General features: G+C 54.8%; 11 protein-coding genes and 4 tRNA genes. 4 read left to right on the top strand and 11 right to left on the bottom strand.

The features are described from left to right. Positions 1-94: 94 nt before the first annotated feature. The 7 genes from clpX to ACMHYW_RS05080 form a co-directional block, all read right to left on the bottom strand. Positions 95-1393: an ATP-dependent Clp protease ATP-binding subunit ClpX gene (gene clpX, locus ACMHYW_RS05110; RefSeq protein ID WP_414501164.1), complete on the bottom strand. Its 1299-nt coding sequence runs from the start codon at positions 1391-1393 to the stop codon at positions 95-97. A 105-nt stretch (positions 1394-1498) separates the two neighbouring features. Then, positions 1499-2128: an ATP-dependent Clp endopeptidase proteolytic subunit ClpP gene (gene clpP / locus ACMHYW_RS05105; protein ID WP_414501163.1), complete on the bottom strand. Its 630-nt coding sequence runs from the start codon at positions 2126-2128 to the stop codon at positions 1499-1501. Between the two features lie 210 nt (positions 2129-2338). Beyond that, on the bottom strand, positions 2339-3685 hold the full coding sequence (gene tig, locus ACMHYW_RS05100; protein WP_414501162.1) for a trigger factor: 1347 nt from the start codon (positions 3683-3685) through the stop codon (positions 2339-2341). A 526-nt stretch (positions 3686-4211) separates the two neighbouring features. Then, a tRNA-His gene (locus ACMHYW_RS05095) sits at positions 4212-4286 on the bottom strand. 41 nt (positions 4287-4327) lie between these two features. After that, positions 4328-4402 (bottom strand) — tRNA-His (locus tag ACMHYW_RS05090). Positions 4403-4443: 41 nt separating this feature from the next. Then, positions 4444-4520, bottom strand: a tRNA-Arg gene (locus ACMHYW_RS05085). 37 nt (positions 4521-4557) lie between these two features. Next, positions 4558-4634 (bottom strand) — tRNA-Pro (locus tag ACMHYW_RS05080). 219 nt (positions 4635-4853) lie between these two features. Between ACMHYW_RS05080 and folD the strand changes: the two genes are divergently transcribed. From folD to mtnN, 3 genes are all read left to right on the top strand, one after another. Continuing rightward, positions 4854-5711 carry a bifunctional methylenetetrahydrofolate dehydrogenase/methenyltetrahydrofolate cyclohydrolase FolD gene (folD, locus tag ACMHYW_RS05075; protein ID WP_414501161.1) on the top strand — a complete coding sequence of 286 codons (858 nt, stop codon included), beginning with the start codon at positions 4854-4856 and terminating at the stop codon, positions 5709-5711. A gap of 199 nt (positions 5712-5910) precedes the next feature. After that, positions 5911-6387 carry an S-ribosylhomocysteine lyase gene (locus ACMHYW_RS05070; RefSeq protein ID WP_027706138.1) on the top strand — a complete coding sequence of 159 codons (477 nt, stop codon included), beginning with the start codon at positions 5911-5913 and terminating at the stop codon, positions 6385-6387. Beyond that, entirely contained in the window at positions 6384-7112 is a 729-nt protein-coding gene (gene mtnN / locus ACMHYW_RS05065) for a 5'-methylthioadenosine/S-adenosylhomocysteine nucleosidase (RefSeq protein ID WP_414501160.1), read from the top strand. Before ACMHYW_RS05070 ends, mtnN begins: the two co-directional genes overlap by 4 nt. A 1053-nt stretch (positions 7113-8165) precedes the next feature. On the opposite strand, the gene ACMHYW_RS05060 is transcribed toward mtnN, so the two are convergent. Further along, a complete protein-coding gene (locus ACMHYW_RS05060) occupies positions 8166-9827 on the bottom strand; it encodes a glycoside hydrolase family 13 protein (protein WP_414501159.1) in 1662 nt (553 codons plus the stop codon). Between the two features lie 431 nt (positions 9828-10258). Next, positions 10259-11938: a glycoside hydrolase family 13 protein gene (locus tag ACMHYW_RS05055; protein ID WP_414501158.1), complete on the bottom strand. Its 1680-nt coding sequence runs from the start codon at positions 11936-11938 to the stop codon at positions 10259-10261. Positions 11939-11984: 46 nt separating this feature from the next. On the opposite strand from ACMHYW_RS05055, the gene ACMHYW_RS05050 reads away from it, so the two are divergent. Beyond that, complete coding sequence (locus ACMHYW_RS05050; protein ID WP_414501157.1) at positions 11985-12110, top strand: hypothetical protein; 126 nt, start codon at positions 11985-11987, stop codon at positions 12108-12110. Positions 12111-12190: 80 nt separating this feature from the next. Here ACMHYW_RS05050 and cysS read toward each other — a convergent pair whose 3' ends face one another. Together cysS and ACMHYW_RS05040 are read right to left on the bottom strand one after the other, a co-directional pair. Then, positions 12191-13567 (bottom strand): cysteine--tRNA ligase, encoded by a 1377-nt coding sequence (gene cysS, locus ACMHYW_RS05045; protein ID WP_414501473.1) that lies wholly within the window; start codon positions 13565-13567, stop codon positions 12191-12193. Positions 13568-13583: 16 nt separating this feature from the next. Then, positions 13584-15263 carry a glutamine--tRNA ligase/YqeY domain fusion protein gene (locus ACMHYW_RS05040; protein ID WP_414501156.1) on the bottom strand — a complete coding sequence of 560 codons (1680 nt, stop codon included), beginning with the start codon at positions 15261-15263 and terminating at the stop codon, positions 13584-13586. Positions 15264-15360: the final 97 nt, after the last annotated feature.

Here is a 15360-nt window from a genome sequence, read left to right as displayed (position 1 = left end):
ACTGCATAAAATACCGACAGATAAACAAAACCCCGCAGATGAAGATCATCTGCGGGGTTCCAGCATCAATCATTGGCAGGCAATGTAGTACCTATCAATCGTGATTGACAACTTCCTTCTCGTCTTCTTCAGCCAGCTTACCGGCATCATGAATCAGCAGCGGCTTACTTTCGCCTTTGATGACATTAGCATCCACGACGACCTTGCTAATATCGCTCTGAGAGGGAATATCGTACATGGTGTCGAGAAGCACAGCCTCCATGATGGATCGCAGACCACGGGCCCCTGACTTGCGCTCAATGGCCTTGTGCGCAACGGCACGAAGCGCATCATCACGGAAATCTAGTTCAACACCTTCCATCTCGAAGAGACGCGCGTACTGACGAACCAGAGAGTTGCGCGGCTCAGTCAGAATACGAACCAGCGCATCTTCATCTAGCTCATTGAGGGTTGCAACAACCGGCAAGCGACCGATAAATTCGGGGATCAAACCGAATTTGATTAGATCTTCTGCTTGAACATCCTGCAGCAGCGCACCGACATCACGTGCTTCGTCCTTACTCTTGACGGACGCATTGAAGCCAATGCCACCCTTTTCAGAACGATCACGAATAACCTTCTCCAGACCGGCAAACGCACCACCAACGATGAACAGGATATTACCCGTATCAACCTGCAGGAACTCCTGCTGCGGGTGTTTGCGGCCGCCCTGAGGAGGAACGGATGCCGTCGTGCCTTCGATCAGTTTCAACAGCGCCTGCTGAACACCTTCGCCCGACACGTCACGCGTGATAGACGGATTTTCGGACTTACGAGAAATCTTGTCGATCTCGTCGATGTAGACGATACCGCGCTGCGCCTTTTCGACGTCATAGTCGCATTTCTGCAGCAGCTTCTGGATGATGTTCTCGACATCTTCACCGACATAGCCGGCTTCGGTCAGCGTCGTGGCATCCGCAATGGTGAACGGCACATTTAGAAGACGAGCAAGCGTTTCAGCCAGCAGCGTCTTACCGCTACCCGTCGGGCCGATCAACAGAATGTTGCTTTTGCCAAGCTCGACATCGTTGTCCTTGCGACTAGCACCCGCACGCAGACGTTTGTAGTGGTTATATACCGCTACCGCCAGCACAGTCTTAGCACGCTCTTGGCCAATGACGTATTCGTCAAGGGTTTCACGGATTTCGTGTGGCGTCGGAAGGCGATCGTCGAGTTCGCCTTCTTCGTTTTCAAGCAGTTCTTCACGAATGATATCGTTACACAGATCGACACATTCGTCGCAGATGTAAACGGACGGCCCTGCGATCAGCTTGCGAACCTCATTCTGGTTCTTGCCGCAGAACGAGCAGTAAAGCAGCTTTCCGCTCTCGTCCTTGTCTTTTCCATCGGCCATTCGTGCACCTCTATCTGGACGGCGCTGCTGAGAGCACCAGAGATTACCTAAATTCACGCTCGCCGGTCATGACATACAGCCTAGCGCAGCAGCGTACGCTCCGCCTTATGCCTTCGGCGGCTCAGGGCGTCGTTCCAGAACCGCATCAATGAGACCGTACTCTACAGCGCGCTCACCATCCATGAAATTGTCACGGTCCGTGTCGCGAGCAATGGTCTCAAGATCCTGACCGGTATGATCCGCAAGAATACGGTTGAGTTTCTGACGAATGGTCAGAATTTCACGCGTGTGAATCTCAATATCGGTCGCCTGCCCCTGGTACCCACCCAGCGGCTGATGGATCATCATACGGGAGTTTGGCAGGCAAAAACGTTTACCCTCGGCACCACCCGTTAGGAGCAAAGCCCCCATGCTGGCAGCCTGCCCAATACATACGGTCGAGACATCTGGCTTGATAAACTGCATGGTGTCGTAGATCGACATGCCCGCCGTTACCGAGCCGCCCGGGGAATTGATGTAAAGGTGGATATCCTTGTCGGGATTTTCCGACTCGAGGAACAGAAGCTGCGCCACGATCAGGTTGGCCATGTAATCTTCGACCTGCCCCACCATGAAGATCACGCGCTCCTTCAGCAGACGCGAGTAGATGTCATAGGAACGTTCGCCGCGAGCACTCTGCTCGACGACCATCGGCACCAGACCACCAGCATTGCTGATATCAAACTCGTTGCGCATAACGATTATCCTTGTCACCGCTTGAGTTCATGCTCAAGCATGCCTCATTTCTATCCTGATGATGGCCTTTCCGAAGAAAAGGATCACCACCTTTAAACCAAGACCCGGCCAAAGACCGGGTCCCGAGGCTTTTACCGAGATGCACGGCATCCGAAGACGCTGTCTTCAGATACCGTGTGACGGATCCATACGGATCGCACCTGTAATGTATCAGGCGTCAGCGTCATTCTCTTCTTCAGCTTCTTCATCAGGGTTGGACTGTGCTGCTGCCATTGCTTCCTGGAAAGGCAGTTTGACGTCTTTTACGTCAGCCTGAGCCAGCAGCTGTTCAATCGCTTTGTTTTCGCGGACGATAGATTCCAGGTTGCCCTTGATCTGTTCGTTCTGCATGTACTGTTCAACCAGCTCTTCTGCTTGGCCGTACTGCTGAGCCACTTTAGCTGCAAATTCACGCGTTTCTTCATCAGAAGCAGTGATGTCATTCGCTTTTATGAATTCGCCCAGCAGCAGACCTGCCTGTGCACGGTCACGCGCCTGTTCTTCGAACAGTTCGTTAGGCAGTTGGTTGATGTCGAAATCATCACCCAGACCGAACTGAGCAGCGGCCTGACGTTTCAGGTCGTCGATGCCCTGCTGTACCAGACCTTTCGGTACATCAATCGGGTTGGCTTTTTTCAGCGCGCTGATGACTTGCTGCTTAACGCCGTTTTCAACAGCGTTTTCCAGTTCGCGAGCCATGTTGTCGCGAATCTGTGCGCGGAACGCGTCCTGATCACCGTCTTCGACACCAAAACGCTTCATGAATTCAGCATCTACTTCAGGCAGCTGCTGAGATTCCACTTTATGTACGCGCGTTTTGAAGGTCGCTTCTTTACCGGCTAGCTGGTCAGCGTGGTATTCTTCCGGGAAAGTCACTTTAACAGTCGGTTCGTCACCAGCTTTAGCGCCGATCAACTGGTCTTCGAAGCCGGGGATGAAAGAACCGGAACCCAGCACGAGGGCATGCCCTTCAGCTTTACCGCCTTCAAATGCTTCTTCACCGAGGAAGCCTTCAAAATCGATGGTGATCTGATCACCATTTTCTGCCGTTTTTTCAGACTCCTGCCAGTCAGCCGCCTGCTTGCGCAGGTTTTCGATGGTAGCGTCAACGTCAGCATCAGTGATATCGGCGGAAGGACGTTCAACTGAAACGCCTTCAATACCTTTGACGTCGATTTCAGGGATGATTTCAAGGTCAGCCGTGAATTCGAGATCTTTGCCAGCTTCGTTGGTTTTCAGGTCGATTTCCGGGAAACCAGCAGCGTTCAGGGATTCCTGACTGACAGCCTGCATATAGTTCTGGCGAATGACATCACCGACAACTTCAGCACGAGTTTCGGCACCGAAACGGCTGCGAACGACACTCATCGGGACCTTGCCCGGGCGGAAGCCGTTAAGACGGACACGGCGAGCCGTTTCACGCAGACGGTTTTCTACAGCCTGGTCCACCTGCTCGGCAGGCACCTGGATGGTCAGGCGACGCCCAATGGATGACGTCGTTTCGACAGACACTTGCATGGATGATCCTCTACCCGCTTATCGGTGTTGCAATCAACAACACCACGTTGAATGTAATCCGGAACCTGCTACCAGACAGCAGCGCGACTCCAAGACGAAAGATTCTAAAAAGCCGGCTCGGTGCTGGCAAGCACGAGTTCAACTCTTTATGGAGGCGACCCCTACTGCTTTTCAAGGGCCATGGAAAAATAGGGAACGATTTCAGCCCTGCATCAACAGGATCGCCACTGGCATACAGCGCTCTCCGCGCCTCCTGCCCACAATATTAACATGTATTTTCCCCTGAATGCCCGCATCATCCGCCTCATTACGAATAGAAATCGTTGTCTGGGCTCGGTAGACACGTTATCAAGGAAGCATAGTGAGTGCGCGAGGGTCATACCAGACGCAGTTTTGCCTTTCGGCTATATTCGGGTTGCAAAATGCAGTGAATACAGACAACCAAAACGAAGCAAACAAAAGCGAACGAGAGATTAATATAGAACAGAAAGGGATACTACTAAGGAAGGAAATGCGAGGTTCGTTATGGGGTGGATGATGGGGATCGAACCCACGACCACCGGAGCCACAATCCGGGGCTCTACCACTGAGCTACATCCACCATAACGAAATAGACTATCTGCGATCATGCTTTTCAGGAGATGGGGTGGATGATGGGGATCGAACCCACGACCACCGGAGCCACAATCCGGGGCTCTACCACTGAGCTACATCCACCATAACCTGAAAACTACTGCGCCATAGGCCAGCGTTGCACATGGCACGCCCAGCAGGACTCGAACCTGCAACCTACGGCTTAGAAGGCCGTTGCTCTATCCGGTTGAGCTATAGGCGCATCAAAAACCGCTAACCCAGCACATTGCTGTGCAGAGTGGTCGGGGTAGAGGGATTCGAACCCCCGACATCCTGCTCCCAAAGCAGGCGCGCTACCAGACTGCGCTATACCCCGTACACCATCTTCGGCTCACCTGCTCCGTCGATGTGAGGCGCATTTTACCTATTTCTCTGGCGAGGTCAAGTAGTGTTTGCATATTCAATGCGTTGAATCGCCTGCGGCCATTATCACATGGCGCACTTCCCTGCCCTGGGTTAGGATGCGGGTTCGCTATTTCGCTGTGGCGTGGCGCCGTCTGCGCTACAGTTCATTGTTATTTAGGGAGATGTGTCGATGACAGCCAAGATCATTGATGGCAAGGCAACCGCCCAATACGTACGAGAACAGGTCGCCGCCGCTGTAACCGAACGCTGCAGTGCCGGACTCAAGCCACCGGGCCTGGCTGTCATTCTTGTAGGCGGCGATCCCGCTTCTCAAGTGTACGTCCGCAACAAGCACAACGCCTGTGAAGCGACAGGCATTCGCTCCCTCGAATACACCCTTCCAGAATCGACTACCCAGCAAGAGCTCGAACAGCTGATCGACCGCCTCAATGACGATGCAGACGTCGATGGCATCCTGCTGCAACTGCCGCTGCCTCAGGAGCTAGACAGCACGCCACTGCTGGAACGCATTCGTCCTGACAAAGATGTAGACGGCTTCCACCCTTACAACATCGGTCGTCTGGCTCAGCGCAACCCGCTGCTGCGCCCGTGCACACCTAAAGGCATCATGACGCTGCTCAAGGCCTACCACATCAACCCCAAAGGCATGAACGCCACCATCGTGGGCGCCTCCAATATCGTTGGTCGTCCGATGGCGCTCGAACTGCTGCTGGCAGGCGCAACCACTACGATCTGTCACCGCTTCACAAAGGACCTGCCGGCTCAAGTCGCCAATGCCGACCTCGTTGTCGTGGGCGTTGGCAAACCAGGACTGGTGCGTGGCGAATGGCTCAAGAAAGGCTGCGTAGTGATTGATGTAGGCATCAACCGCGGCGAAGACGGCAAGCTCTACGGTGACGTCGAATACGCAACGGCAGCAGAGCGTGCCAGCTACATCACACCGGTGCCCGGTGGCGTAGGTCCGATGACGGTCGCAACGCTGATGGAAAACACGCTGGAAGCAGCTCGTCATCACGATAAAGCATAAGCGTTTCCTTTGATCACTGCCGCTACCCGCGTATGCTGATCATCATAGCTTTATCTATTGAAACGCTCCCTTTGCTTGCCCATTTCAAGAAGGGAGCGTTTCACCCTACCCTTAGAGATCAGAGCGCCACCTTGCCATCGCAGGGTGCAAGCGCCCTCTTCTCATTCTCTGATATGCAGTCACTACAGGAGACTTCGGCATGAGCGAACAGAAAAAAGCCATGAACGTCGAAAGCTTCAACTTGGATCACACCAAGGTCAAAGCTCCCTATGTCCGCCTCGCGGGTATCAAAGAAGGCGTCAACGGCGACCGTATTTACAAATACGATCTGCGTATCACTCAGCCGAACAAGGCGCACATGGAAATGCCTGCGTTGCATTCCCTTGAACACCTGATGGCCGAACTGTCCCGCAACCATTCCGACAAAATTGTCGATATCAGCCCGATGGGATGCCAGACCGGCTTCTATGTAGCACTGATCAATCATGAAGACTATCAGGACGTGCTGAACCTGATCGAACAGACGCTGAAAGACGTTCTGGATGCAACCGAAGTCCCCGCCTGTAACGAAGTTCAGTGTGGTTGGGCCGCCAGCCATAGCCTCGAAGGCGCCAAAGCACTGGCCCGCGAACTGCTGAGCAAACGTGACGAATGGGAGCAGGTTTTCGCTTCATGAGCACTCTCAACTCTACCTTTAATCCGCAGGGACCGGTTGCCATCATTGGCGCCATGCCGCAGGAAGTGGTTCGCCTTGTCGAACAGCTCGAAGATGCCAGCGAACTCGAAGTAGCCGGTGCGCATTTTCACAGCGGCCGCCTGCACGGCATTGATGTTGTTGTACTGCAGTCCGGTATTGGCAAGGTCAATGTGACGGTCAGCACAACGATCCTGATCGAGCGTTTTGCACCCCGCTGCATCATCAATACGGGGTCTGCTGGCGGTTTCGGCGATCATATGCAGATCGGTGATGTAGTCATTTCCAGCGAAGTGCGCCATCACGATGTTGATGTCACTGCGTTCGGCTACGAAATGGGTCAGGTGCCCGGCATGCCTGCCGCTTACCTACCGAATCCTGCGCTGGTCTCCATTGCGCGTGACAGCATTCAGTCGCTGGGTGGGCTGAACGTGCACGAAGGGCTGATCTGCACGGGCGACTCCTTTATGTCTGACCCGATGCGCGTTCAGCATGTCCGCGAATACTTCCCATCGATGCTCGCCGTCGAAATGGAAGCGGCTGCGATCGCTCAAGCATGCCATCTTTATGGTTGCCCGTTCGTCATTATCCGTGCGCTGTCGGATATCGCAGGCCAACACTCCGAGCTGTCATTCGATCAGTTCATCATCCAAGCTGGCGAACACTCTGCCCGCATGGTGGCTGAAATGGTCAAGCGCTTGGGCTAGATCAGCACACGTGCTTGATCCAGCGCTGCGCCAAAAGGTCCTGCACTAGTGCGGGACCTTTTTATTTGCCTCATCGGCCCACACCCCACAGTCATTCTATCTATTCCACATACCCACCCATGTTTTCTCCTTCTGCTTGAATCAATCTGCACTTGAGCCCCTCACCTTTCCGTCACTCAGTCCAAGCTAACGCCTTACTGGGCGCTCTAATGCGAGACGAGCGAATACCCAGCAATATCGCAACGCCTCAGTTGAGTTGAGTTGAGTTGAGTTGAGTTGAGTTGAGTTGAGTTGAGTTGAGTTGAGTTGAGTTGAGTTGAGTTGAGTTGAGTTGAGTTGAGTTGAGTTGAGTTGAGTTGAGTTGAGTTGAGTTGAGTTGAGTTGAGTTGAGTTGAGTTGAGTTGAGTTGAGTTGAGTTGGGATGAATTGGGTTGGGTTGGGTTGGGTTGGGTTGGGTTGGGTTGGGTTGGGTTGTTGGTTGTTTTTTTGTTGTTGTTCAGTTGGGTTGGGTTGTTTGTTGGCTGGTAGGTTGGGTTGGGTTGGGTTGGGCTGGGTTTAAGGTTGGGTTGGTGTGGTTGTTGTTGGTTGGGTTGGTTGTTGTTGCAGGTTGTTGGTTGGTTGGGTTTGGGTTGGGTTGGGTTGGGTTGGGTTGGGTTGGGTTGGGTTGGGTTGGGTTGGGTTGGGTTGGGTTGGGTTGGGTTGGGTTGGGTTGGGTTGGGTTGGGTTGGGTTGGGTTGGGTTGGGTTGGGTTGGGTTGGGTTGGGTTGGGTTGGGTTGGGTTGGGTTGGGTTGGGTTGGGTTCACTTTATATGGAAGATGGGGATATGGAACCGTTATTACCGGAAAACCGCCCTTTCTCCGATACTCCACCGAGCACCAGATTCCTCATCGACAAATATTCTTCCCAACTCACCCTTTTTAAAAACTGCCGTGGGGCTGAGCGGCACTTGAAGGTACTCGCAGTATGATGAGTGACAAAAAACCGCCGACCATACCCATTGGTACCATCGACGGTCATTTTACTCAGGACGCTAGGCGTCAAGTAGTGTCAGCTCAGCGCTTGTGCGCAAACATCCAGACGGCCGAATTACCCGGCAGCAGACCATCCATCGTTTCAGGCTGACTCTGCGCCAGAATCTGCAGGTCAGGCAGAGGCACGGTCTGATCGCCCATATTGATGACGGCAATGACATCACGATTACGGAACATCAATACGTCCTTATGCGGTGCGTCCAGCCACTCCACTTCACCGTTACCCAAGTCGTACCACTGGCGCAGTTTCAACACACGGCGATACAGCGCCAGCGTGGACAGCGGGTCCTTTTCTTCAACGTCGATCGCATAGCGTGCGAAGCTGTCCGGCTGTGGCAGCCATGTATGGGCACTGTTATCGGGACCAAAACCATAAGCCGGCGCCTTGGCTTTCCACGGAATTGGTACGCGGCAACCATCACGACCAACATCCTTACCGTTGGTGCGGAAGTAAGTCGGGTCTTGGCGGAAACTATCGTCCATCGTCGTGTTTTCCGGGAGACCCAGCTCTTCCCCCTGATAGATATAAGCACTACCCGGCAACCCCAGTGTCATGAAGATGCTGGCACGTGCACGACGCAGTCCCAGTACTTCGTCAGGCTGTTCGGTGTGCAGGCTGATCCCGCGCAGCACGGTTCCCGGGTTAGGCATCCCGAAGCGCGTAGCGTGGCGCGTAACGTCATGGTTGGACAGCACCCAAGTAGACGGCGCATTGACTTTGCCAAACTCGTCCAGCGAACGCTGAATGACGCGACGGTAAGCGTCGGCATTCCAGGGCGTCATCATGTAGGGGAAATTGAAGGCCTGGCACATTTCATCGGAGCGAATGTAGCGCGCCATGCGCTCTGGCGATACCCATGCTTCAGCCACCATGGAACGGTCACCGTCGTACTCGTCGAGTACCTTGCGCCATTCGCGATAGATATCGTGTACGCCATCTTGGTCCCACATCGGACCGCGGTCGCCATCAACGTTGGTTACTTGTCCTTCTTCGGCATCGGGCAGGCCTTCTTTCTTGATCATACCGTGTGCGACGTCGACGCGGAAACCGTCGACACCGCGATCCAGCCAGAAGCGCAGTGTGCGAATGAATTCTTCATGCACTTCAGGATTGTGCCAGTTCAGATCCGGCTGTTTGGTATCGAACATGTGCAGATACCACTGATCCGTACCATCAACACGCGTCCAAGCACTGCCACCGAACATGCTCTGCCAATTGTTGGGCGGCAGTTCACTGTTGGCACCTTTGCCCTTGCGGAAGATGTAACGATCGCGAGCCGGACTGCCGACAGGAGAAGCCAACGCTTCCTTGAACCATACGTGCTCATCGGACGTATGGTTAGGCACTAAGTCGACGATCACTTTCAGGCCGGATTCGTGAGCGCGCGACAGCATTTTGTCGAACTCATCAAGATCGCCAAAAAGCGGATCGACATCACGATAGTCAGAGACATCGTAACCGGCATCGGCCTGCGGGGAGCGATAGAAGGGAGACAGCCAGATAGCATCCACACCCAATCGGGCCAGATAGCTCATTCTGTCCCGGATGCCTTGCAGATCCCCAATGCCATCCCCATCGGAATCGGCAAAGGAGCGCGGGTAGATCTGATAGATCACGGCATGCCGCCACCAGCTGGGTTCCTGACGCTGGCGAGCAGGCTGTGTCGTTTCGGACGATTGCATGATGCTTCTCCTGAAGAGCGCTCGGCGCACAGGGTGCTCTATCCTTGATCTGCGACAGCCGAACGTGTGTCGATGGTGACTCGCTACAAGCACTACCATGTGATCTATAACGCCAAGTTACGCCCCAAAGTACCAGTAGTCTTTAGTAGGAGTTTCATGGCGTTGCCGCTGATATCGACGAATGGACCGCTTCCGTGGCGGTTCACGTCGCATCAGGCATATTGTCTTTGACACTATAGGCGTGCGTTGAGTCCGCGGGAATCACTAAAGCCTCTTCATGAACCATGCTCAACGCGCTGAAGCCGACGTTCGTTAAGCATAGATGAGAGCCGCCAAAGCTGCGCGCGCATACAGTGATGCCCTGAAAGAAAATATCCTTCAGGGCATCTATTTGGTGGCGTCATTCAATCTGCATGACACATGCGTCGATGCTAGTCGGTGGTGTACCACACCGCCGCGTTACCCGGCAGCTCGGCATCGTCACCACTGACGGTCGGATCGCTGCACAGCAACATATCGCCTTCTGGCATGGCTATCGGCATGTAGCCGAAATTGATCATGATGGTAACCCTGCCATTGCGTACCATCAGCACATCGTCGCGATCGCTTTCGAGGTATTCCAGTACACCGTCGCCCAGTGCGAACCGTCGGCGCAGCGCAATCAACATGCGATACAAGCTGAGCGTCGAATCTTCTTCAAACTGCTGCAGGTCGACACAGAGATCACGATAGGTGTCCGGTTGCGGCAGCCAGCTTCTTCCTTCGGTGCTGAAACCGAAGGTAGCCTGGCTGGAGTTCCACGGCAGTGGCGTACGGAAACCATCACGACCGACGATGTATTTCGGATCGGGTGAAGTGAAGAAGCGTGGATCCTGACGATATTTTGCTTCCAGCTGAGTATTATCGAACAGCCCCAGCTCTTCCCCTTGGTACAGACACGCACTGCCCGGCAGGCCCAGCGTCAGCATGATAATCGCTCGTGCCCGTCGCAGCCCCAGCTCAAGATTGGGCTGCTCGTTATGCGGCCCAATGCCCACCAACGTGGTTGCCAGATCGGTCAGCCCCAGCTTGGATACGGGGTACGGGCGATCGTGGCTGGCCATGACCCAGGTCGAGACGGAGCCTGCGCCCACATACTGCTCAAGAGAGGCCTGCACTACCTGCCTAGCCGATTTCGCTGACCAGTTCATGAACTGATAGTTGAAGTTGAACAACGTGTGCAGTTCGTCGGCTCGCATATAGCGTGCGGAACGGGAAAAGTCCTTGATCCACGGGGTTTCACCGATCATGACACGGTTATCATACTCATTGATCACTTTGCGCCAGGCGCGATAGATCTCATGCACACGGTCGCAATCAAAACGCGGGTCGTCGACCGTGTCTCGCGTAGACTCGGTCAAGTCTGGCAACCCTTCTTCTTTGATCAGGCACTGAGCGGCATCGACACGAATGCCGTCCACCCCGCGGTCCAGCCAGAAGCGCAGAATGCTTTCAAATTCACGAAGAACATCCGCATTGTCCCAGTTCAGGTCAGGCTGATGTTCGGAGAAGAGGTGTAGGTACCACTGCCCATCAGCTACGCGAGTCCACGCGGGACCTTCGAAGTCGCTAGGCCAGTTGTTAGGTGGAAGTTCGCCACTCTCACCACGGCCGTCGCGGAACAGATAGCGATCACGTGCAGCGCTTCCTGGAGCCGCTACCAGCACTTCCTGAAACCACGGGTGTTGATCGGAAGTGTGGTTGGCGACGATGTCGATAATGACTTTGAGGTCCAAGCGGTGTGCTTTCACCAGCATGTCATCAAAGTCGTGCAGCGCGCCGTACATGGCATCAACATTACGATAGTCCGCGATGTCGTAACCGCCATCGGCCTGTGGAGAGGTATAGAACGGCGATACCCAAAGCGCATCCACACCAAGCCCCGCCAAATGCGCTAGGTGTGCGCTGATGCCCTTGAAGTCCCCATTACCATCACCGTTTCCATCGGCAAAGGAACGAGGGAAAATCTGATAGATGACCGCATTGCGCCACCAGTCCTGATCATCAGTGGTACCTGAAAGCTGAGCGATCAACGTATTTCGTTCTTCGGAGGTCAGTGTCTTTCCAGACATAGTCATGCGTTTCCTTTCTTGTTTTTATTCTTGTTAAAGAACAGAGATGGCTTCCTGCCAAATCCATCGCTTGCTGGCACGCGCCAGTGTCGGTGGCAATGCGCTCGCGCTCTTGCCGTCGCCGTCACAACATCCCCAACGTTTATCGCTCTCGACGCTGGCACAAAAATAAAAACGCCCCGACATCGGAAAGATGCCGGGGCGTTGATTCATGCCCATTGGTACAACAAACGAGCGTCTATGCAGAAACCGTCAAGCACGTACCCACGTTGTACCTTCACGCGAGTCCTTAAGGATGATGCCCTTGTCGGTCAGCAGGTCACGAATGCGGTCCGACTCAGCGAAATCCTTGTCCTTACGGGCCTGATTGCGCTGTTCGATATACGCCTCAATCTCGTCGGCCGACAGCGCCAGTGGCTGACCACCCTGCAGGAATTCTGCCGGGTTGCTGTCCAGCAGGCCCAGAATGCCACCAAGACGTTTCAGCTCGAAAGCTAACGCTGGAGCTTCGGGAGCCCCCTCGCGTTTCGCCGCATTCAACACACGTACCAGATCGAACATGGTTGCCAGCGCTTCAGGGGTGTTGAAGTCATCATCCATCGCCGCATGGAAACGTTCAGTGTACTGCGCATCCACTGCACCCTGCTCAGGAGTAACGCCTTCAAGTGCTGTATAGAAGCGCACCAGCGAGCGGTGAGCGTCATCCAGCGAATCCGGCGCGTAATTGATCGGGCTGCGATAATGGCTGGACACCATCAGGTAACGCACGGTCTCAGCATCGTACTGTTCGAACACTTCTCGCAGCGTAAAGAAGTTGCCCAGCGATTTGGACATCTTCTCGTTATTGACCCGTAGTGCCCCAGCATGCATCCAGACATTGGCGTAGTGCTGGCCCGTAGCGGCCTCACTCTGCGCGATCTCGTTCTCATGATGCGGGAACACTAGATCAGGGCCGCCACCGTGAATGTCGAATGACTTGCCGAGGCAGCAGGTCGACATCGCCGAGCACTCGATGTGCCAGCCGGGACGCCCTTCACCCCACGGCGATGGCCAACTGGCTTCACCGGGTTTAGCGGCTTTCCACAGCACGAAATCAAGCGGGTCTTCCTTCGCTTCTTCGACCTCAATGCGTGCGCCAGAACGCATGTCATCGGGATTGCGGTTGCTGAGCTTGCCGTATTCCGCAAATCGACGTACACGGTAGTAGACATCGCCGTTATCCGCCGGATAGGCATAGCCCTTCTCGACCAGCGCCTCAACCATGGCGATGATGTCAGCAATATGGCCGGTCGCACGCGGTTCGATATCCGGACGCAGCACGTTAAGACGCGCCTCATCTTCATGCATCGCGTCGATCATGCGATCGGTCAGCGCTTCGATCGGCTCACCATTCTCTGCAGCGCGACGGATGATCTTGTCGTCGATGTCCGTGATGTTGCGCACGTAAGTGACGTCATAGCCACGGGCACGCAGATAGCGAGTGATGACGTCAAACGCCACCAGCACGCGCCCATGACCGAGATGACAGTAGTCGTAGACGGTCATCCCGCAGACGTACATGCGCACCTTGTTGCCTTCGAGCGGCGTGAAGACAGCCTTCTCGCGCGTCAGTGTGTTGTAAATCTTCATCTCGGCCATGTCCGAATCACCCTTTCTTCTGCGCCTTGGCCCAGCCATCCTTCAGGCTGACCGTACGGTTGAACACCAGTTTGCCATCCTTGCCGTGATCCCAGCGATCGGCACAGAAATAGCCAATACGCTCGAACTGGAAGCGCGTTTCCGGAGCGGCATCCGCCAGAGACGGTTCACCAATACCCTGAACCACCTCAAGAGATTCTGGATTAAGATGTTCGAGGAAGTCCTTCTCTTTATCGCGATCAGGCGCTTCGTCCAGGAACAAGTTGTCGTAGTTGCGCACTTCGACAGGCACACCGTGATCGGCGCTGACCCAGTGAATGACACCCTTGACCTTGCGACCTTCCGGCATTTTGCCCAGCGTATCCAGATCGACGCTGCAGCGCAGTTCGATAGGGTTACCAGCATCGTCGGTAATGACTTCGTCGCAGCGGATAACGTACGCGTTGCGCAGACGTACTTCTTTTTCCGGTGCCAGACGGAAGAATTTCTTCGGCGGATCAATCATGAAGTCGTCCTGATCGATCCAGATTTCACGCGTCAGTGGCAGTTTGCGCGTTCCCATGTCGTCGCGGGCGGGGTGAGACGACACTTCGATGATCTCTTCATGCCCTTCCGGCAGGTTAGTCAGCACCACCTTCAGCGGTTTCATGACACACATAGCGCGCAGCGCGTTCTCTTCCAGATCGGAACGGATGGCGTGGTACATCATGTGAATATCGACGACGCCACTGGAGCGTGCGACACCCGTCATTTCACACAGCTTGCGCAGCGAGGCGGGCGTATAGCCGCGGCGACGAAGACCGGCAACGGTCGGCATGCGCGGATCGTCCCAACCGTTGACCACACCGCTATCGACCAGCAGCTTCAGCTTGCGCTTGGACGTGACGGTGTAGTTAATGTTCATGCGCGCAAATTCGATCTGGCGCGGACGTGCCGGAACCGGCAGGTTGTCGAGGAACCAGTTGTACAGCGGACGGTGGTCTTCAAACTCCAGCGTACAGATGGAATGCGTGATGCCTTCGATGGCATCGGACTGACCATGCGCGAAGTCATAGGCCGGGTAAATCTTCCACGCATCGCCAGCCTGATGGTGGTCGGTATGACGGATACGGTACAGCACCGGGTCGCGCAGGTTGATGTTCGGCGACGCCATGTCGATCTTGGCACGCAGCACTTTGGCCCCTTCCGGGAACTCACCGACGCGCATGCGTTCGAGCAGGTCGAGGTTTTCTTCAACGCCGCGCTCGCGGTACGGGCTGTTACGGCCGGGTTCAGTCAGCGTGCCACGGTACTCACGCATGGTTTCGGCATCAAGATCATCGACGTAGGCTTTGCCTTCACGCACCAGATACTGTGCCCAGGCGTACAGCTGTTCGAAGTAGCTCGACGCGTAGCGTTCCTCACCGTTCCACTGGTAGCCCAGCCACGTGATGTCTTCCTTGATGGCGTCGATGAAGCGCTGATCTTCCTTCTCGGGATTGGTGTCATCGAAGCGCAAGTTACATTTGCCGCCGAAGTGTTCGGCAAGGCCGAAGTTGACCCAGATCGACTTGGCATGACCGATGTGCAGGAATCCGTTCGGCTCCGGCGGGAAGCGCGTCACAATCGTTCCACCGCCGGCCTGTTCGAGTTCTTCTCGGATCTGATTGTAGAGAAAGTTCGGTGCGCTACTGTTTTCAACACTCATGGAACGTCGCTGAACCTCATAGTGAGAGTCGTGTAAGGATCGTCTCTGTCTCGGGTGCCGAAGGCACGCGGCCGATAGACAGGAGATCGCAGATATC

Origin of the sequence: Zymobacter sp. IVIA_12111.31 C1 (assembly GCF_047495495.1) — a bacterium.
Taxonomy (GTDB): Bacteria; Pseudomonadota; Gammaproteobacteria; order Pseudomonadales; family Halomonadaceae; genus Zymobacter.
The sequence above is the reverse complement of the archived record's forward strand: the minus strand, read 5'-3'. Positions and strand labels throughout refer to the sequence as shown.